General features: G+C 70.1%; 22 protein-coding genes and 1 tRNA gene. 13 read left to right on the forward strand and 10 right to left on the reverse strand.

Features of this window, described 5'->3' with window-relative positions:
- Window positions 1–44: 44 nt before the first annotated feature.
- From AC07PU_RS16740 to AC07PU_RS16750, 3 genes are read right to left on the reverse strand one after another with little or no spacing between them, the layout of a single operon-like run.
- Window positions 45–1,571, reverse strand: a complete 1,527-nt coding sequence (locus AC07PU_RS16740) for an efflux transporter outer membrane subunit (RefSeq protein ID WP_495318883.1) — start codon at window positions 1,569–1,571, stop codon at window positions 45–47.
- Window positions 1,558–4,725 (reverse strand): efflux RND transporter permease subunit, encoded by a 3,168-nt coding sequence (locus AC07PU_RS16745; protein WP_093350397.1) that lies wholly within the window; start codon window positions 4,723–4,725, stop codon window positions 1,558–1,560. The genes AC07PU_RS16740 and AC07PU_RS16745 overlap by 14 nt, the downstream gene beginning before the upstream one ends.
- An 18-nt stretch (window positions 4,726–4,743) precedes the next feature.
- On the reverse strand, window positions 4,744–6,036 hold the full coding sequence (locus AC07PU_RS16750) for an efflux RND transporter periplasmic adaptor subunit (protein WP_093350400.1): 1,293 nt from the start codon (window positions 6,034–6,036) through the stop codon (window positions 4,744–4,746).
- A 178-nt stretch (window positions 6,037–6,214) separates the two neighbouring features.
- Between AC07PU_RS16750 and AC07PU_RS16755 the strand changes: the two genes are divergently transcribed.
- Together AC07PU_RS16755 and AC07PU_RS16760 are read left to right on the forward strand one after the other, a co-directional pair.
- Window positions 6,215–6,886, forward strand: a complete 672-nt coding sequence (locus AC07PU_RS16755; RefSeq protein WP_093350403.1) for a TetR family transcriptional regulator — start codon at window positions 6,215–6,217, stop codon at window positions 6,884–6,886.
- A 42-nt stretch (window positions 6,887–6,928) separates the two neighbouring features.
- A tRNA-Arg gene (locus AC07PU_RS16760) sits at window positions 6,929–7,003 on the forward strand.
- An 87-nt stretch (window positions 7,004–7,090) separates the two neighbouring features.
- On the opposite strand, the gene AC07PU_RS16765 is transcribed toward AC07PU_RS16760, so the two are convergent.
- On the reverse strand, window positions 7,091–7,876 hold the full coding sequence (locus AC07PU_RS16765; RefSeq protein ID WP_296796107.1) for an SGNH/GDSL hydrolase family protein: 786 nt from the start codon (window positions 7,874–7,876) through the stop codon (window positions 7,091–7,093).
- Window positions 7,877–8,043: 167 nt separating this feature from the next.
- On the opposite strand from AC07PU_RS16765, the gene baeS reads away from it, so the two are divergent.
- Window positions 8,044–9,429, forward strand: coding sequence for a sensor histidine kinase efflux regulator BaeS (gene baeS, locus AC07PU_RS16770; RefSeq protein ID WP_431511204.1), 1,386 nt, complete (start codon window positions 8,044–8,046; stop codon window positions 9,427–9,429).
- Window positions 9,430–9,431: 2 nt separating this feature from the next.
- On the forward strand, window positions 9,432–10,127 hold the full coding sequence (locus tag AC07PU_RS16775; RefSeq protein ID WP_495318887.1) for a response regulator: 696 nt from the start codon (window positions 9,432–9,434) through the stop codon (window positions 10,125–10,127).
- On the opposite strand, the gene AC07PU_RS16780 is transcribed toward AC07PU_RS16775, so the two are convergent.
- Window positions 10,124–10,894 carry an AraC family transcriptional regulator gene (locus AC07PU_RS16780; protein WP_495318889.1) on the reverse strand — a complete coding sequence of 257 codons (771 nt, stop codon included), beginning with the start codon at window positions 10,892–10,894 and terminating at the stop codon, window positions 10,124–10,126. The genes AC07PU_RS16775 and AC07PU_RS16780 overlap by 4 nt on opposite strands.
- A gap of 115 nt (window positions 10,895–11,009) precedes the next feature.
- Between AC07PU_RS16780 and AC07PU_RS16785 the strand changes: the two genes are divergently transcribed.
- Together AC07PU_RS16785 and AC07PU_RS16790 are read left to right on the forward strand one after the other, a co-directional pair.
- Complete coding sequence (locus AC07PU_RS16785; RefSeq protein ID WP_296796118.1) at window positions 11,010–11,834, forward strand: sulfite exporter TauE/SafE family protein; 825 nt, start codon at window positions 11,010–11,012, stop codon at window positions 11,832–11,834.
- A 94-nt stretch (window positions 11,835–11,928) separates the two neighbouring features.
- Complete coding sequence (locus AC07PU_RS16790; protein ID WP_296781477.1) at window positions 11,929–12,657, forward strand: glutathione S-transferase; 729 nt, start codon at window positions 11,929–11,931, stop codon at window positions 12,655–12,657.
- A 1-nt stretch (window position 12,658) separates the two neighbouring features.
- Here the strand turns inward: AC07PU_RS16790 and AC07PU_RS16795 are convergent, their stop codons facing one another.
- The gene (locus AC07PU_RS16795; RefSeq protein WP_495318892.1) at window positions 12,659–13,159 is read right to left on the reverse strand and encodes a hypothetical protein; all 501 of its coding nucleotides are present in this window, start codon (window positions 13,157–13,159) and stop codon (window positions 12,659–12,661) included.
- A 95-nt stretch (window positions 13,160–13,254) separates the two neighbouring features.
- Here AC07PU_RS16795 and AC07PU_RS16800 point away from each other — a divergent pair, with 95 nt between their 5' ends.
- Both AC07PU_RS16800 and AC07PU_RS16805 read left to right on the forward strand, forming a co-directional pair.
- Entirely contained in the window at window positions 13,255–14,148 is an 894-nt protein-coding gene (locus tag AC07PU_RS16800) for a LysR family transcriptional regulator (RefSeq protein ID WP_495318894.1), read from the forward strand.
- On the forward strand, window positions 14,145–14,705 hold the full coding sequence (locus AC07PU_RS16805) for an RNA 2'-phosphotransferase (protein ID WP_495318896.1): 561 nt from the start codon (window positions 14,145–14,147) through the stop codon (window positions 14,703–14,705). The genes AC07PU_RS16800 and AC07PU_RS16805 overlap by 4 nt, the downstream gene beginning before the upstream one ends.
- A 1-nt stretch (window position 14,706) precedes the next feature.
- On the opposite strand, the gene AC07PU_RS16810 is transcribed toward AC07PU_RS16805, so the two are convergent.
- From AC07PU_RS16810 to AC07PU_RS16820, 3 genes are all read right to left on the reverse strand, one after another.
- The gene (locus AC07PU_RS16810; RefSeq protein WP_093350433.1) at window positions 14,707–15,264 is read right to left on the reverse strand and encodes a MarR family winged helix-turn-helix transcriptional regulator; all 558 of its coding nucleotides are present in this window, start codon (window positions 15,262–15,264) and stop codon (window positions 14,707–14,709) included.
- 72 nt (window positions 15,265–15,336) lie between these two features.
- The gene (aceE, locus tag AC07PU_RS16815; RefSeq protein WP_495318899.1) at window positions 15,337–18,006 is read right to left on the reverse strand and encodes a pyruvate dehydrogenase (acetyl-transferring), homodimeric type; all 2,670 of its coding nucleotides are present in this window, start codon (window positions 18,004–18,006) and stop codon (window positions 15,337–15,339) included.
- On the reverse strand, window positions 18,003–18,200 hold the full coding sequence (locus AC07PU_RS16820; RefSeq protein ID WP_495318901.1) for a hypothetical protein: 198 nt from the start codon (window positions 18,198–18,200) through the stop codon (window positions 18,003–18,005). Before AC07PU_RS16820 ends, aceE begins: the two co-directional genes overlap by 4 nt.
- A gap of 133 nt (window positions 18,201–18,333) precedes the next feature.
- Between AC07PU_RS16820 and dxs the strand changes: the two genes are divergently transcribed.
- The 4 genes from dxs to AC07PU_RS16840 all read left to right on the forward strand — a co-directional run bounded on the left by dxs (window position 18,334) and on the right by AC07PU_RS16840 (window position 23,601).
- A complete protein-coding gene (dxs, locus tag AC07PU_RS16825; RefSeq protein ID WP_495318903.1) occupies window positions 18,334–20,112 on the forward strand; it encodes a 1-deoxy-D-xylulose-5-phosphate synthase in 1,779 nt (592 codons plus the stop codon).
- 242 nt (window positions 20,113–20,354) lie between these two features.
- The gene (locus AC07PU_RS16830) at window positions 20,355–22,250 is read left to right on the forward strand and encodes a sensor histidine kinase (RefSeq protein WP_495318933.1); all 1,896 of its coding nucleotides are present in this window, start codon (window positions 20,355–20,357) and stop codon (window positions 22,248–22,250) included.
- Window positions 22,251–22,274: 24 nt separating this feature from the next.
- Complete coding sequence (locus AC07PU_RS16835; RefSeq protein ID WP_093350441.1) at window positions 22,275–23,015, forward strand: energy-coupling factor ABC transporter ATP-binding protein; 741 nt, start codon at window positions 22,275–22,277, stop codon at window positions 23,013–23,015.
- Window positions 23,008–23,601 (forward strand): energy-coupling factor transporter transmembrane component T family protein, encoded by a 594-nt coding sequence (locus AC07PU_RS16840; RefSeq protein ID WP_495318905.1) that lies wholly within the window; start codon window positions 23,008–23,010, stop codon window positions 23,599–23,601. Before AC07PU_RS16835 ends, AC07PU_RS16840 begins: the two co-directional genes overlap by 8 nt.
- Here AC07PU_RS16840 and AC07PU_RS16845 read toward each other — a convergent pair whose 3' ends face one another.
- Window positions 23,602–24,090, reverse strand: coding sequence for a DUF6314 family protein (locus tag AC07PU_RS16845; protein WP_495318907.1), 489 nt, complete (start codon window positions 24,088–24,090; stop codon window positions 23,602–23,604).
- A 286-nt stretch (window positions 24,091–24,376) separates the two neighbouring features.
- Between AC07PU_RS16845 and AC07PU_RS16850 the strand changes: the two genes are divergently transcribed.
- Window positions 24,377–24,757, forward strand: a complete 381-nt coding sequence (locus AC07PU_RS16850) for a helicase SNF2 (protein ID WP_208511324.1) — start codon at window positions 24,377–24,379, stop codon at window positions 24,755–24,757.
- The last annotated feature ends 513 nt before the right edge of the window (window positions 24,758–25,270 follow it).

Below are 25,270 nucleotides of genomic sequence, written 5' to 3' on the forward strand. Positions count from 1 at the left end.
ATGAGCGTGCGCGGATTTGCGCGCAAACAACCGTCGAGGCGGCTTCAGCCCTTGCGGCGGATGACGACGGCGGGCGGCGTTTCGGTCGCGCCGGTCGTGGCCGCGGGTGCCGCGCCACCGCTCGCGCCGCTCGTCGCGGTGCCGGCCGCGGCCGTATCGCGCGAGGCCCAGCCGCCGCCCAGCGTCTTGTACAGCGTGACCTGGTTCTGCAGCAGTTGCAGCTGCGTGGTCACCGCCGACTGCTGCGCCGTGAACAGCGAGCGCTGCGCGTCGAGCAGATCGAGCGCGCTGGCCACGCCGTTGCGGTAGCGCAGGTCCGAGAGCTTGAAGCGCACCGCCTCGGCATCGGCCTGCGCCCGCTGCGCGCGCGCCTGCTCGCCGAAGGTGGCGCGGCCCGCGAGCGCATCGGCCACTTCGCGAAACGCGGTCTGGATCGACTTCTCGTACTGCGCCACCGCGATCTCGCGCCCGGCCTTGGCCGAGTCGAGGCCCGCGATGTTGCGGCCCGCGTCGAACAGCGGCAGCGTGACCGAGGGCGCGAAGCTCCAGGCCTTGGTGCCGCGGTCGAACAGGTTCGAGAACTCGCTGCTCGCGGTGCCGATCGAGGTGGTCAGCGAGACGCGCGGGAAGAAGTTCGCGCGCGCCGCGCCGATGTTGGCGTTGGCGCCGATCAGCTGCTGCTCGGCCGCGCGGATGTCGGGCCGCTCGGCCAGCAGGTCGGAGGGCAGGCCCGCGGGCACGTCGGGGATCGGGCGGATGCCGCCCAGGCCCTTGGCGCCCGCGAAGGCGCTGGCCGGCACCGGTGCACCCAGCAGCAGCGCGAGCGCGTTCTCGTCCTGCTGGCGCGTGCGCAGCTGCTGCGCATAGGCGGCGCGCGCGGTCTCGGCCAGCGAGTTGGCGGCCTGGAAGTCGAGCTCGGACGACACGCCGTTGTCGAAGCGCAGCTTGGTCAGCCGCACCGATTCCTCGCGCGTGCTCAAGGTCTGGCGCGTGATCTCGAGCAGCTCGTCGTCGGCCAGCACCGTGAGCCAGCCGTTGGCGACCGCGGCGATCAGGCTGATCTGCGCGGCCTTGCGCGTTTCGTCGGTCGCGAGGTACTGCGCCAGCGCCTGGTCCTTCAGCGCGCGGATGCGGCCGAAGAAGTCGATCTCCCAGGCGGTGATGCCGAGGTTGACCGAGTACTGCGACGTCACGCTGCCCTGGCTGCTGTCGATCGCCTGGTACGGGTTGGGGCTCGAGCGCGAGCCGTTGCCCGACAGGCCCAGCGCGGGGAACAGGTCCGCGCGCTGGATCTGGAACTGCGCGCGCGCCTGCTCGATGTTGAGCACCGAGACGCGCAGGTCGCGGTTGTTGGCCAGCGCGGTCTGGATCAGGCCCGCGAGGCGCGGGTCGGTGAAGAAGTCCTGCCAGGGCATGGCGGACGCCGCCGGCCCGGCCGGCTGCGCCGGGTCGCCCGGGTAGGTGGTGGGCACCGGCGCCGCGGGGCGCTCGTAGGTGGGGATCAGCGAGCAGCCGGCCAGCAGCAGCGTGGCCGCCAGCGCGGTGGGAATCAGTCTGTTATTGAGATTCATGTTTTTCCTCCGAGATGCCGGCGGCTTGCGCATGCCGCTTGTCGGCCTCGTGCTGGCGCGCGCTGCCCTTGAACAGCGTGCGCACCACCACGAAGAAGACCGGCACGAAGATCACCGCGAGCAGGGTGCCCGTCACCATGCCGCCGAGCACGCCGGTGCCGATGGCGCGCTGGCTCGCCGAGCCGGCACCCGAGGCCGTGAACAGCGGCACCACGCCGAGGCCGAAGGCCAGCGAGGTCATGATGATCGGCCGGAACCGCAGGTGCGCGGCCTCGAGCGCCGACTCGATCACGCCGCGGCCCTGCGCCTGCAGGTCCTTGGCGAACTCGATGATCAGGATCGCGTTCTTCGCCGACAGGCCGATGATCGTGATCAGGCCCACCTGGAAGTACACGTCGTTCGAGTACGAACGCAGCAGCGTCGCGAGCAGCACGCCGATCACGCCCAGCGGCACCACCAGGATCACCGACAGCGGGATCGACCAGCTCTCGTACAGCGCGGCCAGGCAGAGGAACACCGCCAGGATCGCGAAGCCGTAGAGGATCATGGCCTGCGAGCCGGCGAGCTTTTCCTCGCGCGACTGGCCGGTCCATTCGAAGCCGAAGCCTTGCGGCAGCTGCGAGGCGAGCTTTTCCATCTCGGCCATCGCGGCACCGGTGCTGTAGCCGGCCGCCGCGTCGCCGCTGATGCGCATCGCGGGATAGCCGTTGTAGCGCACCGTCTGCGTCGCGCCGGTGACCCACTTGGTGGTCGCGAACGCGCCCAGCGGCACCGGCTGGCCCTGTGCGTTGGTCGCGTTGAGCTTGAGCATGTCCTCGGGCTGCATCCGCGCCGGTGCGTCGGCCTGCACCACCACGCGCTGCAGGCGGCCGCGGTTCGGGAAGTCGTTGATGTAGCTCGAACCCAGCGCGGTCGACAGCGCGCCATTGATCGCGTCGAAGCTCACGCCCAGGGCGTTGGCCTTGTCGCGGTCGATGTCGATCTGCAACTGCGGTGCGTCTTCCAGGCCGTCGGGACGGACCTGCGACAGGATCTTGCTCTGCGAGGCCATGCCCAGCAGCTGGTTGCGCGCGTTGACGAGCGCCTCGTGGCCCGCGCCCGAGCGGTCCTGCAGCCGGAAGCTGAAGCCGCTGGCGTTGCCCAGCTCGGGAATCGGCGGCGGGCTCAACGGATAGATGAAGGCGTCGCGGATGCCCGAGAGCGCGCCGAAGGCCCGGCCGGCGAGCGCGCTGGCCGAGTTGCCCGGGTCCTTGCGCTCCTCCCAGTCCTTGAGCGTCACGAAGGCGAGGCCCGCGTTCTGGCCCTGGCCCGAGAAGCTGAAGCCCATCACGCTCACGATGCTCTGCACTTCGGGCTGCTTCATGATGAAGCCCTCGACCTGCTGCATCACCGACAGCGCGCGTTCCTGCGTCGCGCCCGGCGGCAGCTGCACGTTCACGATGATGTTGCCCTGGTCTTCCTGCGGCAGGAACGAGCTCGGCAGGTGCGTGTAGAAGTACACCACCGCGCCGATGATCGCCGCGTAGATGATCAGGTAGCGCGCGGCGCGGCGCAGGATGCGCGCGACGACGCTTTCATAGCCCTTGGCGGTGCGCGAGAAGCCGCGGTTGAACCAGCCGAAGAAGCCGCGCTTCTCGTGGTGGTGGCCGGCTTCCACCGGCTTGAGCAGCGTGGCGCACAGCGCCGGCGTGAGCGACAGCGCCATGAAGGCCGAGAAGCCGATCGAGGCCACCATCACCGCCGAGAACTGACGGTAGATGTTGCCGGTCGAGCCCGCGAAGAAGGCCAGCGGCACGAACACCGAGATCAGCACCACGGTCACGCCGATGATGGCGCCCGAGATCTGCTGCATCGCCTTGCGCGTGGCTTCCAGCGGCGACAGCCCCTCTTCGCTCATGATGCGTTCGACGTTCTCCACCACCACGATCGCGTCGTCCACCACGATGCCGATCACCAGCACCATGCCGAACATGGTCAGCACGTTGATCGAGAAGCCCAAAGCGAGCAGGGTGGCGAAGGTACCGAGCAGCGCGATCGGCACCACGATGGTCGGGATGATCGTGTAGCGCCAGTTCTGCAGGAACAGGAACATCACGAGGAACACCAGCGCGACGGCCTCGAACAGCGTCTTCACCACTTCGGTGATCGAGATCTGCACGAAGCGCGAGCTGTCGTAGGGGATGTCCCATTTCACGCCCTTGGGGAAGTAGCGTTCGAGCTCGACCATCTTCGCGCGCACGGCCTTGGCCGAGCGCAGCGCGTTGCCGGTCGGCGTGGGCTGCACGCCGACGCCCACCGCGGGCACGCCGTTCAGGCGCGCCGAGGTGGCATAGCTCTGGCCGCCGAGTTCGACGCGCGCCACGTCCTTCAGGCGCACGGTCGAGCCGTCGGTGTTGGCGCGCAGCACGATCTCGCGGAACTGCTCGACGCTGGTGAGTTGGCCGTTGACCGTCACCGTGGCGGCGATGGCCTGGCCCGGCACGTTCGGCAGGTCGCCGAGCGTGCCCGAGGCCACCTGCGCGTTCTGGGCGCGGATCGCGGTGTTGACGTCGGACGGCGACAGGTTGAAGCCCTGCAGCTTGGCCGGATCGATCCAGATGCGCATCGCATTCTCGGAGCCGAACAGCTGCACCTTGCCCACGCCCTCGATGCGCTGCAGCTCGGGCACGATGTTGCGCGCGACGTAGTCGCCGAGCGCCACCGGGTCGACGTCGGGGTTGTCCGACGAGAGCAGCGCGAACAGCAGGAAGTTGTCGCGCGACTTGTCGACCTGCACGCCCTGTTGCGTCACGGCCGAGGGCAGCCGCGGCGTGGCGCGCGAGAGCCGGTTCTGCACGTCGACCTGCGCGAGGTCTTCATTGGTGCCGGGCTCGAAGCTGATGGTGATCGCGCCGGTACCGTCGGCCTGCGCCACCGATTCCATGTAGATCAGGCCGGGCGAGCCGTTCATTTCGCGCTCGATGACGGACAGCACGCTGTCCTCGAGCGTCTGGGCCGAGGCACCCGGATAGGCCACGTTGATCACGATGGCGGGCGGCGCCACCGGCGGGTACTGGGCGATCGGCAACTGCGTGATGGACACGCCGCCGAGAACGATGACGAACAGTGCGATCACCCACGCGAAGATGGGTCGATCGATGAAGAATTTGGCCATTGCGGGCGCGCTCCTTGATTACTTCTTCTCGGCCGGAGCCGAGGCTGCCTTCTGGGGGGCGGGTGCCGCGCCAGAGGCTGCCGGCGCGGCGGCGGGCGCCGCACCGTTGGGATTCGGTTTCGTCCACGGGACGGCCTTCACGGGCGTGCCCGGCGGCATCATCTGCAGGCGCTGGAAGCCGTCGACCATCACCTGTTCGCCGGCCTTCAGGCCTTCGAGCACCACCCACTGGTTGTCCTTGGCGGCGCTGATCTTCACCGTGCGCTGGCTCAGCTTGCCGTCGGCGCCCACCACCGTCAGGTGGTCACCCTGCTGGGTGCGCGTGACCGCCTGCTGCGGCACCGTGATCGCGTTGCTGACCTGCGCCTGCTCGAGCTTCACGCGCACGTAGAGGCCCGGCAGCAGCTCGCCCTTGGGGTTGGGGATCTCGGCGCGCAGCGTGACCTGGCCGGTGGTGGCGTCGACCGTGAGGTCGGAGAACAGCAGCTTGCCGTCCTGGCCGTAGTCGGTGCCGTCCTCGAGCACCAGGCGGATGCTGGCCGCGTCTTCGCCGCTGGCGCGCTTGTACTGGCCCGCGGCGACCGCGCGGCGCAGCTTCAGCACGTCGGAGGCCGACTGGGTGAAGTTCACGTACAGCGGATTGATCTGCTGCACCACGGCCAGCTCGGTGGCATCGCCCTGGCCGACCAGCGCGCCTTCGGTGACCAGCGCGCGGCCGATGCGGCCCGAGATCGGCGAGGTCACGTCGGCGTAGCCCTGGTTGATCTTCGCGGTCTGCAGCGCGGCGCGGCTGGCGGCCACGTCGGCCTCGGCGGTCTTCTGCGAAGCCACCGCGTTGACGTATTCCTGCTTGCTCACGGCATTGGCCTCGACCAGCGGCTTGTAGCGGTCGGCCAGGGCCTTGGCCTGCGCGGCATTGGCTTCGGAGCGGGCCAGCGCGGCCTGCGCGTTCTGCGTGGCGGCCACCAGCGGTGCCGGATCGATGCGGAACAGCAGCTGGCCGGCCTTCACGTCGCTGCCTTCGCGGAATTCGCGCTTCAGCAGGATGCCGGCGGCACGGGCGCGCACCTGGGCGACGCGCGAGGCCTCGAGGCGGCCCGGCAGTTCGGTCACCAGGCCGACATCGCCCGGCGCCGCGACGATCACGCCCACTTCAGGGGCGGGATGGCCGCCGCCGCCACCACCGGCAGCACCGGCGCCGGCTGGCGCGTCGCTCTTCGAACAACCCGCGATGACCAGCAACACGACGGCAGCCACGGTCGCGAGGCGCGGCGAAAGAAACGATGGGCGCGAAACATGCAGGAGAGGCATGCGATTCCTTTGAAGCGAAGACGGGAGACGGCGATTCTTGCGGCCGCGCCGGAAAGCCAGCACGGCCAGGTGGGCCATCGGGAAGGGCGACAGTTTACATACATTCATGGATGTATAGTGACATCCACGCAATGGCCCCACGATATGCAAAGGGCGTTGCCTTTACAAATCAGGAGACTTGGTGGCACGTCGTACGAAGGAAGAAGCACTGGCGACGCGGAATCGACTGCTCGATGCCGCGGAGTTGCTGTTTCAGGCGCAAGGGGTCTCCCAGACCACGCTGCAGCAGATCGCGCAGCAGGCCGGGGCGACGCGGGGCGCGATCTATTGGCATTTCAAGGACAAGGCCGATCTCTTCAACGCGATGATGGAGCGGGTCATTCTTCCGCTGGAGGCGCCGCCCAAGGCCGCGGCCTTGAGCCATGACGACCCGCTGGCCGAGATCGAGGAGGGCATGGTGCATGCGCTGACCCTCATGACCACCGACCCGCAGGTGCGCCGCGTGTTCGACGTGGCGACCCACAAGGTCGAATACACCCACGACATGGCCTCGGTGCAGCAGCGTCACCTCGATGCGCGCAACGCCTGCGTGGTCGATTTCGAGAAGGCCCTGCGGCTGGCCGCGCGGCGCGCCCGCATCAAGCTGCCGGTGCCCGGCAGCGTGGCGGCGCAGGGGCTGCATGCGCTGATCAGCGGACTGATCCAGAACTGGCTGCTCGATCCCGCGGCCTTCGACCTCGTGCCCACGGGCCGGCGCACCTTCCGCGTGTACCTCGCGGGCCTTGGTTTCGCGCGGCAGACGGGGGCGAATGGCGCGGCCGTGCACGAAGCCGAAACAGCGGCCGCGTGATAGGCGATAATGCGAGGCTCCGGTTTCACCGGAAACCCATTTCTCGCTGTATTTCAACGGATAGAATTCGGCCCTCCGAAGGCTGAGATCCAGGTTCGATTCCTGGCGGCGGGACCAGACACACGGCAAAAAGGCCGGAAGCTCCAAGGGGCTTCCGGCCTTTTTCATGGGGCGGTCATCGGGCGAAGGCGGATCGCCCGCGCTTCAGACCCGGCAATCTGGCGCCAGCCGGTCGAGCGTCTGCACGATGCGCATCGACAGCCGCTGCGAATAGGCGCCCGCCGGATGCAGGATGTCGGCCATCTCGTTGGCCCTGAACTCTTCCGCGCCCCAGTCCGCGAAGCCCGCGCCGGTGTCCTGCGCCACCTTGCGGATGGCCGCGTCGTACTTGTCGCGGCCCGGCACCGGAATGCGCTGGCGCGACAGCCCCGTGACGATCACGACCCGGCCCTCGCGCATCGCGGTGGCGATCATGCTGCGCAGCGGCGCCTCCACCGGCAGCGACAGCGCCGCGTCGTTGATGCCGTGGCCGATGACCACGAACCGCGCCTCGCGCTTCTCGCTCGCGAAGCTCGCCGCGCGCGTGGTGGCCGTCTCGCCATTGGCGGTGCGGTCGTCGATGGTGTAGCGCGGCCGCAGCCGCTTCAGCGCTGCGGCCGGCGGTTCGGCCAGCCGCAGGTTGCCGCCGTAGCCGCCGTGCAGGATCGAGTCGCCATAGAGCACGACGCTGCAATTGGGAGCGGCCGCGACGGCAGGGGCCGCCGGCCTGGTGGGCGCGGCGGCGACCTGGGGCGGCGCCTCGGGCGCGCGCTGCACGGCCGGGGCAACCGGTGCCGCCGGCGCGAGCGCCACGGGCGCGGGCGGCCGGGCCTTGTCGGGGGCAGACACCCCGCAGGCCGCGAGCGCGCAGGCACCCAGGAGTGAAAGGAGGGCCCGCGACGCGCGCGAGGCCTGGCGCGCACGGGCGTGCACTGCGAGATGGGAAGACATGGGAGGGGAGTCCGGTTCCGGGTGTCGCCATCTTGCGAGTGCAATGTGGAGCAACTGTGAAGATCGTACCGCCGGCATGGCCTTGCTTGCTTTTGCGGCCCGTCGCGCAGCCAATCGCCGCAGGGCCGCCCGTGCCATCGGCCCGCGCGGCATCATCGGCATCCATCATGAGAATCGGCATCCGGACCAAGCTCTTCTTCTTCGTGCTGGTGGCTTGCGCCGCCGTGGTGGTGGTTCAGGCCGGCGCCATGCGCTTCGTGTTCGCGCGCGGCTTCCTCGGCTACCTCAACCAGCAGGGCCGCGCGCACGTCGAGGAGATGCTGCCGCGCGTGGCCGCGGCCTATGCGGCGCATGGCGACTGGCAGTTCCTGCGGCAGGACTTCCGCAACTGGATGGAACTGGTGCTGCCGATCGCGCGCGAGCCTGGCGTGGATCCGGCGCCGCAGCTCGCCTCGTCCGACCAGACCGGCGCCCTCGCGCGCATCGGCCTGCTCGACGCGCAACTGCGCCGCGTGGTCGGCAATCCCTCGGTCGGGCCGGACTCGATCCGGCTGCCGGTGACGGTCGACGGGCGCATCGTCGGCTGGGTGGCGATGGTGCCCTTCGAGGACGTGCTGCCCAAGGACGACGCACGCTTCCTCGAGCGGCAGTTCAAGGCCCTGACGCTGATCGGCCTGGGCTCGATCGCGGTGGCGGCGCTGCTGACCTTCGTGCTGTCGCGCGCGCTGCTGCGGCGGGTGCGCGGCATGGCCGGCGCCACGCAGCGGCTGGCCGCCGGTGACTACGCCTCGCGCATCGAGGTCGGATCGAACGACGAGCTCGGCCATCTCGCGAAGGACTTCAACCGCATGGCGCAGACGCTGGAGCACACCGAGCGCGCGCGTCGCACCTTCATGGCCGACATCTCGCACGAGCTGCGCACGCCGCTGGCGGTGCTGCGCGCCGAGCTCGAGGCGATCCAGGACGGCATCCGCTCGACCACCGCGCAGTCGGTCGATGCGATGCATGCCGAGGTCGGCCGGCTGGGCAAGCTGGTCGACGACCTGCACGACCTCTCGCTGACCGACATCGGCGCGATGACCTACCGGCGCACGCCGATCGACGTCGCGACCGTGCTGCGCGCGGCGGTCGGCAGCATGCAGGGCCGGCTCGAGGCGGAGGGCCTCGAGCTGCGGGTGCGGATCGCGCAGGCACCGCTGTCCATCAGCGGCGACGAGCGGCGGCTGCAGCAGCTGGCGGCGAACCTGCTCGAGAACTCGCTGCGCTACACCGACCGCGGCGGCGTGGTGCAGGTGCGCGCCGACCGCCACGAGGGCGGCGTGCGCATCGTGGTCGAGGACGGCGCGCCTGGCGTGCCGAGCGACAAGCTCGAGAAGCTGTTCGAGCGCTTCTACCGCGTCGAGGGCTCGCGCAACCGCGCCAGCGGCGGCAGCGGGCTGGGCCTGGCGATCTGCCGCAACATCGTCGAGGCGCACGAGGGCCGCATCCAGGCCCAGGCCTCGCCGTTCGGCGGACTGCGCATCGTCATCGACCTGCCGGGGATCGATGCATGAGCATGAGCCTTCCGACCCTGGGCCATGTGCTCGTCGTCGAGGACGAGCCGCGGCTGGCGGCCGTGCTCGGCGACTACCTCGCGGCGGCCGGCTACACGCACCACTGGGTCGCCGACGGCAACGCCGCGCTGCCGGCCTTCCATGCGCAGCGGCCCGACCTGGTGCTGCTCGACCTGATGCTGCCCGGCCGCGACGGCGTGGAGATCTGCCGCGACCTGCGGCGCCTCGGCGCGGTGCCGGTGATCATGGTCACCGCGCGCGTCGAGGAGGTCGACCGCCTGCTGGGGCTGGAGATCGGCGCCGACGACTACGTGTGCAAGCCCTTCAGCCCGCGCGAGGTGGTGGCGCGCGTGGGCGCGGTGCTGCGGCGGCATCGTGCCGCGAGTGCCAGGCCCGCGGCCACGCTGGCGCAGGCCCCGCTGCTGGTGGTCGAGGCCACGGGCCGCGCCAGCGTGCGCGGCCGCGAGCTCGATCTCACGCCGGTCGAGTTCCGCCTGCTGGCCGTGCTGCATGGGGCGCTGGGCCGTGCCTTCTCGCGCGACCAACTGCTGGGCCGCATCTACGACGACCGGCGCGTCGTGACCGACCGCACCATCGACAGCCACGTCAAGAACCTGCGCCGCAAGCTCGCCGAGGCCGGTGGTTCGGAAGACTGGATCAAGTCGATCTACAGCGTGGGCTACCGCATGGAGCTTTAAGGCCCGGCGTCGGCGAAGTGCGAGGGCGGGCGGCCCAGCGTGCGTCGGAACATGGTCGAGAACGCGGCGGGGCTGTCGTAGCCCAGGTCCAGCGCCACCGTCGTCACGGGCTCGCCGGCCGCTAATCGCGACAGCGCCAGCAGCACGCAGGCGCGCTGGCGCCACTGGCCGAAGGCCATGCCGGTCTCGCGGCCGAAGCGGCGGCTGAAGGTGCGTTCGCTCACATGCAGCCGCGCGGCCCATTGCGCCGGCGTGGCGTGGATGTCGGGCGCGCGCAGGAAGTCCAGGCACAACGCGGCCAACGCCGGCTCGCGCGGCAGCGGCAGGTGCAGCGGCAGCGCCTCGGCGCGCGCCAGCTCGTGCAGCGCGAGGCGCATCAGCAGGCCGTCGCGGCCCTGGCGCTCGTACTCGGCGGGCACCTCGACGGCCGCCATCAGCAACTGGCGCAGCAGCGGCGACACCTCGAGCACCTCGCACTGGCGGCCATGGCGCGGCGCCTCGCGCGGTTCGATGTAGAGGCTGCGCGTGCTCACGCCCAGCATGCGCACGCGGTGCGGCTGGCCGGCCGGTATCCATACGCCGCGCTGCGGCGGCACCACCCAGGCGCCGTCGTCGGTGCCGACCTCCATCACGCCGGTGGCGCCGTAGAGGAACTGCGCGCGCCGATGGCTGTGCGTGGGCAGCAGCTGGCCCGGCGGGTAATCGGTGCCGATCGCGAGCACCGGGCGGGCGATGGCGTCGACGGCATCGATCGGGACATTGCGCATGAGGGGAAGAAGTGGCTTGGCCGGAACGAAAACATCATTGTCCGGCTTGCGCGGGCGCGCCGCACGGCAGCGGCCTATCTTCGAGGCCTGTCTTCGTTCTCCTGGAGTGCCTGTCGTGTGGATCTATCTCCTGCTCGCGGTCTTCGGTGGCCTCGCGGGTGTCACCACCGTGCTGTTCGGTTTCGGCGGTGGTTTCGTCGTCGTGCCGCTGCTCTACCGCGTGCTGCTGCTCGCGCATGGCGAGCACAGCGCCACCGGCCGCGCGGCCATGCACATCGCGGTGGCGACCTCGACCTGCGTGATGATCGTGAGCGCGCTGCTCGCCACGCGGCGCCACCAGCGCGCCGGCACCATCGACTGGCCTCTGATCCGGCCGCTGCTGGGCTTCATCGGCCTCGGCGCCATCGTCGGTGCCGCGGCCGCGGTGCAGGCCGATGGCGGGTTCGTGCGGCTGGCCTTCATCGTCTACCTGGGTGTCACCATCCTCGACTGCCTGCTGCGGCCGGGCTTCATCGTGCGCCGTGCCACGGCGACGGCGGCCATCGCGCCGCTCTCGCGCGGCATCGCCACCGCGGGCAGCTTCGTCATCGGCCTGATCGCGGCCTTCCTCGGCGTGGGCGGCAGCGTGATGACCGTGCCGCTGATGCGCCGTCGCGGCATCGACATGACGCGGGCCACCGCCATGGCCAACCCGCTGTCGCTGCCCATCGCGCTGGCCGGCACCGCCACCTACATGGCGCTGGCCTGGCGCTCGGGCGCGGCGCTCGAGGGCTGGCACCTCGGTTACGTGGACCTGCCGGCTTTCGCCGCGCTGGTCGCCGGATCGCTGCTGGGCGTGCGCGCCGCCGCGCCGCTGATCGGCCGCCTGCCCGACCGCGTGCATGCCTGGGGCTACCTCGCGCTGCTGGTGGCGGTGCTGCTGGGCATGCTGCTGCGCTGAGCCGGTTCGCGAAACGCGCGCCTGCTTGTCATCGAAGTTCGACAGTTGGGCGCCGGCGGTTGCGGCGCCGCGCCGGGCCTGCCACCATGGCCGCATGCCTTACCAACTCCATTACTGGCCCACCATCCAGGGCCGCGGCGAATTCGTGCGGCTCGCGCTCGAGGCCGCCGGTGCCGACTATGTCGACGTGGCGCGCGAGCGCGAGGACCAGGGCGGCGGCGAAAGCGCCCTTGGCCGCCGGCTTGCCGATCCCCTGCAGACGCGGCCACCGTTCGCACCGCCCTTCCTCGTCGACGGCGACATCGTCGTCGGCCAGACCGCCGCGATCCTGCTCTACCTGGGGCCGCGCCTGGGCCTGGCCGGCGTCGGCGAATCCGACGGCCTGTGGACGCACCAGCTGCAGCTCACCATCGCCGACGCGGTGGCCGAGGCGCACGACACGCACCATCCGCTCTCGACCGGCGACTACTACGAGGACCAGCGCGACGCCGCGCTGGCGCGTGCGAAGGGCTTCCGCGAGCAGCGCATCCCGAAGTTCCTGAACTGGTTCGAGCGCGTGCTGCAGCGCAATCCCTCGGGTGACCTGCACCTGGTGGGCGACGTGCTGACCTATGCCGACCTCTCGCTGTTCCAGTTGGTCGACGGACTGCAGTACGCCTTTCCCAAGGCCACCGCGCACGCGCTCGCGAAGACGCCGGCGGTGGCGAAGCTGCATGCCAACGTCCGGCGTCGCCAGAGCGTGCAGGCGTACCTGCAGAGCCCGCGCCGCATCGCCTTCAACGAGGAAGGCATCTTCCGGCGCTATCCCGAGCTGGACGCCTGATTCAGCGCACCAGCGCCGCCGCATCGCGCCATGCGGGCAGCGGCACCAGGCCGGCCACGGTCACGGGTTTGGCCTGCGGGCCGAACAGGTAGCGCTTCGGCACGATGCCTTCGAGATGGCCCAGCACGTCGCTGCGGTCGTCGATGAAATGCGTGATGCCCAGTTCGCGGCAGTGGTCGGCCTTCTGCGGACGCTGCAGGCAGAAGCGCAGGTTGCCGAGCGCCATGCCCGTGCGTTCGAAGAAGCGGTGGTGCGTGAGCCAGGCGCGGCTCTTGGCCTGCACGCTTGGACCGCACTTCGACACCAGCCAGACGCGGCCCTCGAAGCGATCGACCAGCGGCGCGACGGCCTCGAACATGCCTTCGTAGGGCGGCGTGTCGAGCGCATTCTGCAGCGAGCCGCCGATGAAGGCGGTGTCGCCGCCGTCGGCCCGCTCGGCCGCGATCAGCACGCGGCCGATGTCGATGCCCAGGCGCGGGAGATGTTGCGATGCGTTCTTCATATCGTGTTTCTTTCTCGTGTGTGCGGTGGATCGTAGGAACGAAGGCCATCACCAGGAACTACCGATATGCGATGAGCTATCCATAGAATGGATAGGTGGACATCCCCCGCACCAACCTCGACGCGCTGCAATCCTTCGCCGTGTTCGCCGACACGCTGAACTTCAGCGAGTCGGCGCGCCTGCTGCACATCAGCCAGCCGGCGTTGCACGCAAAGGTGCGCAAGCTCGCGGAGCAGCTCGACGCCAAGCTCTACCTGCGCGTGGGCAGCGCGCTGCAGCTCACGAGCGCGGGCGAACAGGTGGCGCGCCATGCGCGCGAGCTGCTGCTGCTCAACCAGCGCTTCGTGAAGGGGCTCGCGCAGGGGCAGGAGCAGGCGGTGGTGAGCCTCGCGGCCGGCGAGGGCGCCTACCTCTACCTGCTGGGCAAGGCGCTGTCGCAGTTCTCGGGGCCGGGTGCTTCGCCGCACCTGCAATTGCTCACGCGCAACCGCGACGCCTCGGTGCAGGCGGTGCTTGCGGGCCAGGCGCAGCTGGGCATCGCGCCGCTGGGCGGCGTGCCGGCCGATCTGCATGCGGTGCGGCTCACGGTCGTCGGCCAGGTGCTGGTGCTGCCGCGCGCGCATGCGCTGGCCTCGCGCCGTTCGGTGCGCTTGCGCGACCTGCAGGGCGCGAACCTGATCGTGCCGCCCGCGGGCCGGCCGCACCGCGAGCTGCTCGGCCGGCTGTTGCAGGCCGAGTCGGTGTCGTGGCAGCCCGCGCTCGAGGCCGATGGCTGGGAGCTGATGCTGCGCTTCGCCCAGCTCGGCTTCGGCCTGACGGTGGTGAATGCCTGCTGCCGCATTCCCAAGGGCCTGGTGGCGGTGCCGCTGCAGGGCTATCCGCCGCTCGAATACCACCTGTTCCGCGCGGCCGACCGTCCGCCGTCCGTGCATGCGCAGCGCCTGTGGAATGCGCTGCTCGCGCAGGCCGATCACTGGAAGAACGCATGACGCCCGAGGACGCGAGCCGGTTCATCGCCTACGTGCTGCGGCATGCGCCCGAATCCATCGGGCTGACGCTCGATGCCGAGGGCTGGGCCGAGATCGATGCGCTCGTGGCGGGCGCGGTGGCCGCGGGCCGCGCGCTCACGCATGCGCAGGTCGTGCAGGCGGTCGATGCGGTCGAGCGGGGCGCGAAGAAGCGCTACGCGCTGTCGGCCGATGGCCGTTGCATCCGCGCGCTGCAGGGCCATTCGACACCGCAGGTCCGCCGCAGCTTCGAGCCGGCGGTGGCGCCGGCCGTGCTCTTCCACGGCACGGCCACGCGCTTCCTCGCATCGATCCGCGCCGAAGGCCTGCGGCCCGGCACGCGGCAGCATGTGCACCTGTCGGCCGACGAGGCGACCGCCGTGCAGGTCGGGCAGCGCCATGGCAAGGCGCATGTGCTGCGCGTCGACGCGGGCGGAATGCAGGCGCTGGGCCATGCCTTCCATCGCGCGGAGAACGGGGTCTGGCTCACGGAGGCCGTGCCGCCGCGATTCCTGTCGGGCTGGCCTTCGTCCGTCTGAGCTACGCACCCGAGCGCTGGGTGGTCGAACGCGAACGCGAGCGCTTGCGGGTGGTGCGGGGTTCGGCGGCGGGCAGCGCCGCGGCGCTGCGCAGGTCCTGGTTGCGCTGGTGCGCGCCCGCGATCACACGGCGCAGGCCGCGCTCCATCGACTCGAGCTCCGAAGCCGTCATGTGTTCGTTGAACATCTCGTGGATGAGCTTCTGGTAGGGCGGCCACATCTTGCGGCGCAGCGCGCGGCCCTGCTCGGTCAGCACCGCGACGCGGCCGCGCCCGTCGGTCTCGTCGACCTCGCGCACCACCAGGCCCTCGGCCTCGAGCGTGGTGACGATGCGCGAGATGAAGCTGCGGCTGTAGACCGCGCGCTCCGCGAGTTCGTGCATGCGCATGCGGCCGTTCGGCGAGGCGTCGAGCAGCCACAGCACGTCGTACCAGGTCAGCGGCGGCAGGCCTTCCTTGCGGAAGCTGTCCTCCATGAAGTCGAGCACCAGCACATAGGCGCTGATGAAGGAGGCCCAGGTGGAGGTGCCGCGCACGGCGGTGGAACGGGGCGTTGCCATACGGGTGGAGAGCGCTTTCGGGAGTGAGCCTCGATTCTCTCTCCGCCGCGCCGGCCACCCGGGCGCGCACCGCTATGGGAGTGCCGCGTACCTGGCTTCGGGGTCGATGTCGTAGAGCGACAGGGCCCGTGCCGGCAGCTCCGCGTCGACCACGCCGTCGTCGGCCAGCGCCTTGAGCGCCGCGAGCGCGACGTGATGGCGGTCGACCTCGAAGAAGGCGCGCAGCGATTCACGCGTGTCGGAGCGGCCGAAGCCGTCGGTGCCCAGGGTCACGAAGCGGCGCTCCCCGACGAAGGGGCGGATCTGGTCGGGCACGATCTTCATGTAGTCGGTGGCGGCGATCGCCGGTCCGTCCTGGCCGGCCAGGCACTGCGCGACGTACGAAGCGCGTGGCGCCTGCGCCGGATGCAGGCGGTTCCAGCGCTCGGCTTCGAGGCCGTCGCGGCGCAGCTCCGAAAAGCTGGTCACGCTCCAGATGTCGACGCTCACGCCGAAGTCGCGCTGCAGCAGCGCGGCGGCCGCGATCACCTCGGAGAGGATCGCGCCACTGCCCATCAGCTGCACGTGCGGCGCGCCGGCGGCACGAGTGCCCCGTTTCAGGCGGTACATGCCTTTCACGATGCCTTCCTCGACACCTTCGGGCATCGCCGGATGCGCGGTCTTCTCGTTGAGCAGCGTGAGGTAGTAGAAGACGTCCTCCTGCGGCTCGCCGTACATCCTGCGCAGCCCGTCCTGCACGATGACCGCGATCTCGTACGCGTAGGCGGGGTCGTAGGACACGCAGGACGGGATCACCGACGACAGCACGTGGCTGTGGCCGTCGTCGTGCTGCAGGCCCTCGCCCTCGAGCGTGGTGCGGCCCGAGGTCGCGCCCAGCAGGAAGCCGCGCGCGCGGATGTCGCCGGCGGCCCAGGCCAGGTCGCCCACGCGCTGGAAGCCGAACATCGAATAGAAGATGTAGAACGGGATGGTGGCGACGCCGTGCGTGCTGTGCGCGGTCGCCGCCGCGATCCAGGACGACATCGCGCCCGATTCGTTGATGCCTTCCTGCAGGATCTGCCCCTGGCGGTCCTCCTTGTAGAAGCTCAGCTGGTCCGCGTCCTGCGGCGTATAGAGCTGGCCCACGTGCGAATAGATGCCGACCTGGCGGAACATGCCGTCCATGCCGAAGGTGCGCGACTCGTCGGGCACGATCGGCACCACGCGCGGGCCCAGCACCGGGTCCTTGAGCAGTTGCGCGAGGATGCGCACGAAGGCCATGGTGGTGGCGTACTCGCGCTCGCCGCTGCTTTGCAGATGGCTCGCGAAGGCCGCGAGCGCGGGCGTTGCCAACGGGCCCGGTCCGCGCGAGCGTGACGGCAGGAGCCCGCCGGTGCGCTTCAGGCCGGCCTCGAGGCAGGCGGCTTCGGGGCTGCCGGGCGCGGGCTTGATGTACGGGATCTCCTCGAGCCGCTCGTCGGGCACCGGAATCGCGAAGCGGTCGCGGAAGGCGCGCACGGCGGGGTCGCCCATCTTCTTCAACTGGTGGTTGATGTTGGCCGCTTCGCCGGCCGCGCCCATGCCGTAGCCCTTCACCGTCTTGGCGAGGATCACGGTCGGCTGGCCCGCGTGGCGCACGGCGGCGGCATAGGCCGCGTGCACTTTCAAGGGATCGTGGCCGCCACGGGCGAGGGCGCCGATCTGCGCGTCGTTCAGATGCGCGACCCGCTGGCGCAGTTCGGGGTCCTTGCCGAAGAAGTGTTCGCGCACGTAGTCGCCGCCATGTGCCTTGAAGGCCTGGTATTCGCCGTCGACGCATTCCATCATGCGCCGGTGCAGCCGGCCGTCGTGGTCCTGCGCCAGCAGTTCGTCCCAGCCGCTGCCCCAGACGACCTTGATCACGTTCCAGCCCGCGCCGCGGTAGACGCTCTCGAGCTCCTGGATGATCTTGGCGTTGCCGCGCACCGGGCCGTCGAGGCGCTGCAGGTTGCAGTTCACCACGAAGATCAGGTTGTCGAGCTTCTCGCGGCCCGCCATCGCGACCGCGGCCAGGGTCTCGGGCTGGTCCTGCTCGCCGTCGCCGAGGAAGGCCCAGACCTTGCGGCCCTGCGCCGGGATCAGTCCGCGGTCCTCGAGGTAGCGCATGTAGCGCCCCTGGTAGGCCGCCATCAGCGGACCCAGGCCCATCGAGACGGTCGGGAACTGCCAGAAGTCCGGCATCGTGCGCGGATGCGGATAGGAGGCGAGGCCGCCGCCGATCTCGCGCCGGAAGCGGTCCATCTGCTGCTCCGACAGGCGCCCCTCGAGGTAGGCGCGCGCATAGATGCCCGGCGAGGAATGGCCCTGGATGTAGAGCATGTCGCCGAGGAACTCGGGCGTGGCGGCGCGGAAGAAGTGCCGGTAGCCGGTCTCGTAGAGCGTGGTGGCCGAGGCATAGGTCGCGATGTGGCCGCCGACGCCCGAGTGCTTGCCCGCGCGCAGCACCAGCGCCATTGCATTCCAGCGCAGGTAGGCGTCGAGCCGCAGCTCGATGTTCACGTCGCCCGGAAAGGCCGGCTGGTCGGCGACGCGCACGGTGTTCACGTAGGGCGTGGTGCGCGGCGCGGCATAGCGGCCCGCGGCCGCGTGGTCCTGCTCGATCAGCTGGTCCAGCAGGTAATGGGCCCGGTCGCGGCCTTCGTGGATCACCACGGCGCGCATGGCGTCGAGCCATTCGCGTGTCTCTTGCGGATCGATGTCGTCCGCGCTCGCCAAGTCGTTCATTCGTTGCTCCTTCGTTGTGCGGTTCGTTGTTCGAACGTTGTTCGCATCTCACTAAATTTCATTATGTGGATATGAATCGTGCAATGCGCAACGGCAATGTATCCCCAGTTGATTGCAAATGCAATCAGTTGTGCTGTAACCTGCCTGGCGTGGATCGAGGCGATGGGGGAGGTGAAGAAGGCTGAATTGGCCATGACTCACCGCCATGACCTCGATCTCGGCGGATCTATCTGCATGCGATAGCAACTATTGGTGTGGCAGATCCGTACCCATGCCCACGGCGCCCGCCGGGGCCGAAGACAACCCCTCGAGAACCCAAAGGCATCCATGCCGCCCTCCGACCCGTCATCCAGCTTTCCCACGCCCGCGCAGTTGCGCGACCTCGATCCCACGGACCTCGCCGCGGTGGCCGCCGATCTCCGACGCGTGCTGTTGCGCAGCGTGTCGCGAACCGGCGGCCATCTCGCCTCGAACCTCGGCGTGGTCGAGCTCACGCTCGCCTTGCACCACGCCTTCGACACGCCGCGCGATGCGCTGGTCTGGGACGTCGGCCACCAGTGCTATGCGCACAAGATCCTCACGGGCCGCGGCCCGGCCATGGCCACCCTGCGCAAGGTCGGCGGCCTGTCGGGGTTCACGTCGAGGGACGAATCGCCCTACGACCCCTTCGGTGCCGGCCATGCAGGCACGGCCGTCTCGGCGGCGCTGGGCCTGGCGATGGGCATGCGGGACGATGGCAGGCATGCCGTCGCGATCGTCGGCGACGGCGCGCTGTCGGCAGGCATGACTTTTGAGGCGCTCAACCATGCGGGCAGCTTCGCGACCTTGCCGCTCGTCGTGGTGCTCAACGACAACGGGATGTCGATCTCGCCCGCGCTGGGCGCGCTGCACCAGCATCTGCGCGGGCTGGTCGAGCGCGGCGCTTCCGCTCGCGCTGACCACCGCTCGCTGTTCGAGCTGCTCGGCCTGCGCTACACCGGTCCCGTCGACGGCCATGATGTCGAGGCGCTCGTGGCCGCGTTCCACGCCGCGAAGCGATCGCGCGCGCCGCAGGTCATCCATGTCGTCACGCAAAAGGGCCGGGGCTACGCACCGGCCGAGGCGGACCCGACCACCTACCACGGCCCCGGTCCTTTCGATCTGGCCGTGGGCGTGGTCGCCAAGGCGGCGAGCCGCCCGACCTTCAGCCAGGTCTTCGGCGAATGGGTCTGCGATGCCGCGGCGAACGATCCCGCGGTCGTCGCGATCACGCCTGCGATGCGCGAGGGCTCCTGCCTGGTCGATTTCGAGCGGCGGTTTCCCTCGCGCTTCGTGGATGCCGCCATCGCGGAGCAGCATGCGGTGACGCTGGCCGCGGGGCTCGCGGCGGCCGGCATGCGGCCGATCGTGGCGATCTATTCGACCTTCCTGCAGCGCGGCTACGACCAGCTCATCCACGACGTCTGCCTGCAGAACCTGCCGGTGCTGTTCGCGATCGACCGCGCGGGGATCGCGGGCGGCGACGGCGCCACGCACCTGGGCGCCTTCGATGTCGCAGCGCTGCGCTGCATTCCGAACCTGCTGCTGATGACGCCGGCCGACGGGCACGAGTGCCGGCGGATGCTCGCGCTGGGGCTGGGCCACGACGGGCCGTCGGCGGTGCGCTACCCGAGGGCCGTCGTGCCCGCGGACGACGGCGTTCGCACGGACCAGACCCTGGAGATCGGTCGCGGCGTGATCGTGCGCAGCTCGACGAACAACAGGCCTGCCAGGGTCGCACTGCTCGCCTTCGGTCCCTTGCTCCACGCCGCGATGGAAGCCGCCGAAGCGTTGGACGCGACCGTCGCCAACATGCGCTTCGTCAAGCCGCTGGACGAGGCGCTGCTGCTCGAACTGGCCGCGACGCACGAGGTGCTCGTCACGCTCGAGGAGGCCTCGACCATCGGCGGCGCGGGCGCGGCCTGCGCGGAGCGCATCGCGATGGAGGGGCTGCCCGTGCGGGTGCTGCGCCTGGGCTTGCCCGACGTCTTCATCGGGCATGGGGACCGCAGCGAACTGCTCGCGTTGCAGGGCCTCGATGCGGCGGGCATCGTCGGGGCGATCCGGGCGTTCGTCGAAATGCACTGACGGCCCGCGCAACGCGCGGATGTAGGGCAAACGCGCCTCTTGCCCCGCCGGCATGGCGCGGCGCCAGGGCTCTGCCCGACAATTCGCGCCGAATCCTCCGCATCCGGCGCGCCTTGTTCTTCAAAACCGCTTCCACCGACATCCGCCGTGAAGGCGAGGGGCCCCTGGCCCGGGCGAGGGCGCGCCTGCCGTCGCCGATCGCCTGCCTGGTGTTCGTGCTGTCGGTGGCGCTGCTGGTGGCCATGGGCGCCTTCTTCGGCGACAACGCCGGCAGCAAGTACCCGCCGGGCGCGACGCAGCACATCACGCGGGCCGACTGGCAGGTGCAGCGCGCGAACGGCTTCATGGCGCCACCACTGATCTTCGGCAGCCAGTCGCTGCCCGATGCCTGGCAGCCGGTCGAGCTGCCGCTGGCGCTGCCGATCGCGCTGTTGGCTCAAGCCGACGCCAACACGATCTCGAACCCGGGCAAGGAGACGCGCACCACCTGGCTGCGGCTGAAGGTGCCACCCCATCCCGGCCTGCGCGGACCGCTGGCGCTGTACGGCGCGCGCGTGAAGACCGACGGCACGATCGCGGTCTATGCCGATGGCCGGCTGGTGCACCGCGAGCAGGAGCTGGGGCCGCTGTGGAACAGCACCCGCACGCCGCTGTGGGTGGTGTTCGAGCAGCGCGACGACGGCTCGGCCGCGCGGCCGGCCGAGATCCTGATCCGGCTCGAGCACACGCGCGCCGCGCAGGTCGGCATCGCCTCGCTGTGGCTGGGCCCGGCCGATGCGCTCAAGGGCCGCTACCAGATGCGCCAGTGGCTGCAGCAGGAACTGCCCGCGATGCTGAGCGCGGCCTTCATGGCGGTGGGCGTGTTCGCGCTGTTCGTGTGGCTGTGGCGGCGCCACGAGACCGGCTACCTGCTGTTCTTCAACCTCGCGACCACCTCGTACCTGCGCGGGCTGCACTTCTACGTGTCGCTGCCGATCGCCAACGACTGGTTCGCCTGGCTCACGGTCAATGCGCTGTTCTGGCTGGTGGCGGTGGTGCACTTCGCGCTGCGGCAGCTGCACGACCGGCCGCTCACGCTGCTGACCTGGGCCGTGACGACGATCACGCTGCTCGTCAGCGTGCTGACCCTGCCCGGCATCGCGCTGCTGCCGAACACGCCGCAGGTCACGCCGCTGATCTACCTGGTGGCGGCGGCCATGGGCACGGTGGTCGGGCTGGTGGGCGGCATCAGCGCCTGGCGCCGATCGCCCGAGGGGCGACTGGTGGCGGCCGGCATCGGTGCGTGCGTGCTGCTGGGCGCCACCGACTGGATGGTGCAGAACAACATCGTGAGCCCCGAGGGCTGGTATCTGGGCGCCTATGCGAATGCCGTCACCTTCAGCGTCTTCGGCATCCTGCTGTACCGGCGCTACGTGCATGCGATCGGCGAGGTGGAGCGCGTCAACGCCAGCCTCGCGCAGCGGCTGCAGGCGCGCGAGAGCGAGCTCGACCTGAGCCATCGCCGGCTGCGCGAGGTCGAGCGGCAGAAGACCATCAGCGACGAGCGCCAGCGGCTGATGCAGGACATGCACGACGGGCTGGGCTCCTCGCTGATCAGCGCGATCCGCTCGGTGGAAGAGGGCCGGCTCAGCGACCAGAAGGTGTCGCAGATCCTCCAGGGCTGCCTCGACGACCTGAAGCTCACCATCGATTCGATGGAACCGATCGATGCCGACCTGCTGCTGCTGCTCGCCACCTTGCGCTACCGGCTCGGCCCGCGGCTCGAGGGCATGGGCGTGTCGCTGACCTGGGAGGTGCAGGAGATCCCGCCGCTGCCGTGGCTCGATCCGTCGAGCGCGCTGCACGTGCTGCGCATCGTGCAGGAAAGCATCTCCAACATCCTGCGCCACACGCGCGCCACCACCATCCGCGTGGCGACCGGCACGGATGCCGCGCACGTGTGGGTGCGCATCGAGGACAACGGCCAGGGCTTCGACGTCGAGCAGGCCCTGACCGGCGGCCGCGGCCGCGGCCTGCAGAACATGCAGCGTCGCGCGCTCGCGGTGCAGGGCCACGTAGCGTGGGAGTCGGATGCCGCGGGCACGCGCTTCCTGCTGTGGCTGCCGCTGGTGCGGGCCGAGCGCCCTTCGGGGGCATGAGCCGTCGGGTACAGTGACGGCCCCTTGCCGCCGCACACCGACCCCTCTTCCGCCGACCACGGCATCCGTCTCGAATCCGTCGTGCTGGAGCGCGGCGCACAGCGCGTGTTCGATGGCCTCTCGCTCGAACTGCGCGACGCGCGCATCGGCGTCATCGGCGACAACGGCGCGGGCAAGAGCAGCCTGTTCCGGCTGATCAGCGGACTGGAGCCGCCGGGCGAAGGCCGGGTGCGCGTGCATGGCTGCGACACGGTGGCCGATCGCCGGCAGCTCTCGCAGCACGTCGGCCTGATGTTCCAGAACCCCGACGACCAGATCATCTTTCCGACCGTGGCCGAGGAGCTGGCCTTCAGCCTCACGGCGCGCGGCGAATCGCGTGCCGAGGCACGCCGGCAGGCGCGCGACTTCCTCGCGCGGCGCGGCCTCGCGGCCTGGGCCGAGCGCGCCATCGGCGAACTGAGCCAGGGCCAGCGCCAGCAGGTGTGCCTGCTGGCCTTGCTGATCAGCCGGCCTGCCACCTTGCTGCTCGACGAGCCGTTTGCGAGCCTCGACCTGCTGAGCCAGGCCCGGCTGTCGGCGCAGCTCGCCGCGAGCGACCAGCAGGTGCTGGTGTCGACGCACGTGCTCGAACACGTGCACGATTTCGAGCGCGTGCTGTGGCTGGCGCAGGGCCGGGTGCAGGCCGACGGCCCGGGCCGCGAGGTCTGCGAGGCCTATGCGCAGGACGTGCGGCGCCGTGCGGCGATGGACCTGCCGCATGCGTAGCCTCTACCTCGATCGCCGCACCTGGATGCACGCGGTGCCGGCGTGGCTCAAGCTCGCGCTGCTGTCGGCCGGCGGCACCGCGCTCGTGCTGACGGACCGGCCGGCGGTGCTGGGCGCGGCCTGCGGGCTGGCGCTCGCGCTGTTCGCTTCGCTCGGGCGGCCCGCGTGGGGCCGGGTGCGCACGCTGTTCGGCATCGCGATCGCCTGCGCGCTCATCGTCGGCTTCCATGCGCTGCTCGGCACCACCTTGCTCGGCGTGGCGAGCGCGCTGCGCATCGCCACCGCCGCGGTGCTCGCGCTGATGCTCACGCTGACCACGCGCTTCGAGGACCTGCTCGCGGTACTCGAGACGGTGCTGCATCCGCTGCGCCGCCTGGGCGTGCCCACCGACCGCATCGCGCTTGGCCTGGGACTCACGCTGCGTTTCGCCGAGAACTTCTACGTGCAGTGGCAGCGACTCGACGACGCGCATCGCGCGCGCGCCGGCCGGGGCGGCGGGCTGCGGCTGCTGGCGCCGCTGACCATCCGCACGCTGCAGACCGCGGAGCGCGTGGCCGATGCGCTCGCGGCGCGGCTCGGGCGCTGATCAGCCAGCGGCGCGGAAGCGCGTGAGGCTCACGTAGTCCTTGCGCGGGCCGCGCACGGTGTGGCGCAGCGTGAAGCTGCCGTCGGCCAGGAAGCGGTAGAGGCTGTCGTAGAGGTCGGCGGCGCATTGGTGCGCGGCGGTGCCGGTCCATGCGCTGGCCTCGTCATCGCCCGGCTGCAGTGCGATCTCGTGAAACAGGCGGGGCGGCTGTTCGGCGAACAGCACCGCGAAGCCGCCGGGATGGCCTTGGTACAGGTACTCGCGATGCGCATCGAAGGCGCGGCCATCGAGCAGGCGCAGTCGGCCTTCCTCGCGGTAGTGCAGGGTGGAGTGCGTCGCGCCCGGCGCGGGGCGGAAGACGGCCGTGCCGTGCATCGAGGCTTGGCCCTCGATCGTGCGTTCGAAGGTCCAGCCGCCCGCGAGCCGGGCCCAGACCTCGTCGGCCTCGCCCCATGGCGAGAGAGAAAGGGTGGGATCTGGCGCCTGCATGGCGGCGACTCTATCCCCAGGCGGAATGGCCCTCCATGTCGGACGGAGGCGATTGATTGTTTCCTTCCCGTGAACGCCGCGGTTCCATTTGCCTAGGGTTTTTACCTAGGTTCGAGGCGCACAATTCATCTCACGGACCAGCCGCCGGCTCCAAGACAAGTAGAAGGCAGCGACTGATCTGGGTGAACAGGCACTAGCGAGGTGGCCGCCCCCTTAACGGACGGCGCCCCCCAAGACCGGTTCGAATCATCCAAAGTCAAGTCACAAGAATTGAAGGAATACTCAAATGAACGCCTCGAAGCTCCTCTCCGCCGTTGCCCTCTCCCTGCTGGCCGCTGCCGGTGCAGCCCATGCAGAAACCTATGAGGGTGTGCATCCCCTGACCTCGGCCGCCAGCCGCGCCGAAGTCGCCGGCCAAGCCGTCATCGCCGCCCGCAGCGCCGATCCCTATGCCGAAGGCGCGAACGCCGGCCCGGCCCAAGTGATCGTGTCGCAGACCAACCTGGCCACCGTGCGTGCCGAAGCCGTTGCCGCCGCGCACAGCGCCGACCCGTACGCCGAAGGCGCTTCGTCGGGCGTGGCCCCGCTGATCGCCAGCACCGTGGACCGCAATGCCGTGCGCGCACAAGCCCGCGCTGCTGCTCGCGGCGACTCGCTGCCGCTGTAATCGGCACCCAGAACTCGGTCGCATCGCGGGGCTCGTCCTCGCGGTGAGTCGAGAGGTTTAGCCACCCGGAGGCCGGCCCTTGCGAAAGCAGGGGCCGGCCTTTCGCTTGAGGGTGGTTAATCCAAAGCATTAACGGCCGATGTCGCGTGCTTCGCGGTCGATGCGGCCAAGAAGCCGGGTCTGTCGCGCAAATCGCACAGACCTGCAGGAGGCGCACCGAGCGCTTTCGGCTTCCATGCGTCGCGTGCGAACCCATGCGGTCGCTGGCGCACCGCAGCAAGCCACTGCAACGTTGCACCGCCGCGGTGCGCTTCGCCCTCCCATTCGGCCGATCGCACGAGTCACCGTCCGCCGAATGGCGCATTGCCATGCTGCAATGCATGATCGATGATGTTGCTCGCGGCTCGATGGACCGCACAACGTCATGCTTTCGGCCTACAGCGCCATTGTGGTGCGGGCACGCGAAAATGTACGGGCGCTTCTGCCACGACAAGAGCAAGCACGACCCTCGCC

Source organism: Variovorax sp. GW821-FHT10D07 (assembly GCF_059415325.1).

Bases quoted from the DNA above. Each gene is read 5' to 3' on its own strand.
- AC07PU_RS16740 (WP_495318883.1), bottom strand. From the start codon at position 1,571: ATGAATCTCAATAACAGACTGATTCCCACCGCGCTGGCGGCCACGCTG.
- AC07PU_RS16745 (WP_093350397.1), bottom strand. From the start codon at position 4,725: ATGGCCAAATTCTTCATCGATCGACCCATCTTCGCGTGGGTGATCGCA.
- AC07PU_RS16750 (WP_093350400.1), bottom strand. From the start codon at position 6,036: ATGCCTCTCCTGCATGTTTCGCGCCCATCGTTTCTTTCGCCGCGCCTC.
- AC07PU_RS16765 (WP_296796107.1), bottom strand. From the start codon at position 7,876: ATGTCTTCCCATCTCGCAGTGCACGCCCGTGCGCGCCAGGCCTCGCGC.
- baeS (WP_431511204.1), top strand. From the start codon at position 8,044: ATGAGAATCGGCATCCGGACCAAGCTCTTCTTCTTCGTGCTGGTGGCT.
- AC07PU_RS16775 (WP_495318887.1), top strand. From the start codon at position 9,432: ATGAGCCTTCCGACCCTGGGCCATGTGCTCGTCGTCGAGGACGAGCCG.
- AC07PU_RS16780 (WP_495318889.1), bottom strand. From the start codon at position 10,894: ATGCGCAATGTCCCGATCGATGCCGTCGACGCCATCGCCCGCCCGGTG.
- AC07PU_RS16790 (WP_296781477.1), top strand. From the start codon at position 11,929: ATGCCTTACCAACTCCATTACTGGCCCACCATCCAGGGCCGCGGCGAA.
- AC07PU_RS16795 (WP_495318892.1), bottom strand. From the start codon at position 13,159: ATGAAGAACGCATCGCAACATCTCCCGCGCCTGGGCATCGACATCGGC.
- AC07PU_RS16805 (WP_495318896.1), top strand. From the start codon at position 14,145: ATGACGCCCGAGGACGCGAGCCGGTTCATCGCCTACGTGCTGCGGCAT.
- AC07PU_RS16810 (WP_093350433.1), bottom strand. From the start codon at position 15,264: ATGGCAACGCCCCGTTCCACCGCCGTGCGCGGCACCTCCACCTGGGCC.
- aceE (WP_495318899.1), bottom strand. From the start codon at position 18,006: ATGAACGACTTGGCGAGCGCGGACGACATCGATCCGCAAGAGACACGC.
- AC07PU_RS16820 (WP_495318901.1), bottom strand. From the start codon at position 18,200: ATGGCCAATTCAGCCTTCTTCACCTCCCCCATCGCCTCGATCCACGCC.
- dxs (WP_495318903.1), top strand. From the start codon at position 18,334: ATGCCGCCCTCCGACCCGTCATCCAGCTTTCCCACGCCCGCGCAGTTG.
- AC07PU_RS16830 (WP_495318933.1), top strand. From the start codon at position 20,355: ATGGGCGCCTTCTTCGGCGACAACGCCGGCAGCAAGTACCCGCCGGGC.
- AC07PU_RS16840 (WP_495318905.1), top strand. From the start codon at position 23,008: ATGCGTAGCCTCTACCTCGATCGCCGCACCTGGATGCACGCGGTGCCG.
- AC07PU_RS16845 (WP_495318907.1), bottom strand. From the start codon at position 24,090: ATGCAGGCGCCAGATCCCACCCTTTCTCTCTCGCCATGGGGCGAGGCC.
- AC07PU_RS16850 (WP_208511324.1), top strand. From the start codon at position 24,377: ATGAACGCCTCGAAGCTCCTCTCCGCCGTTGCCCTCTCCCTGCTGGCC.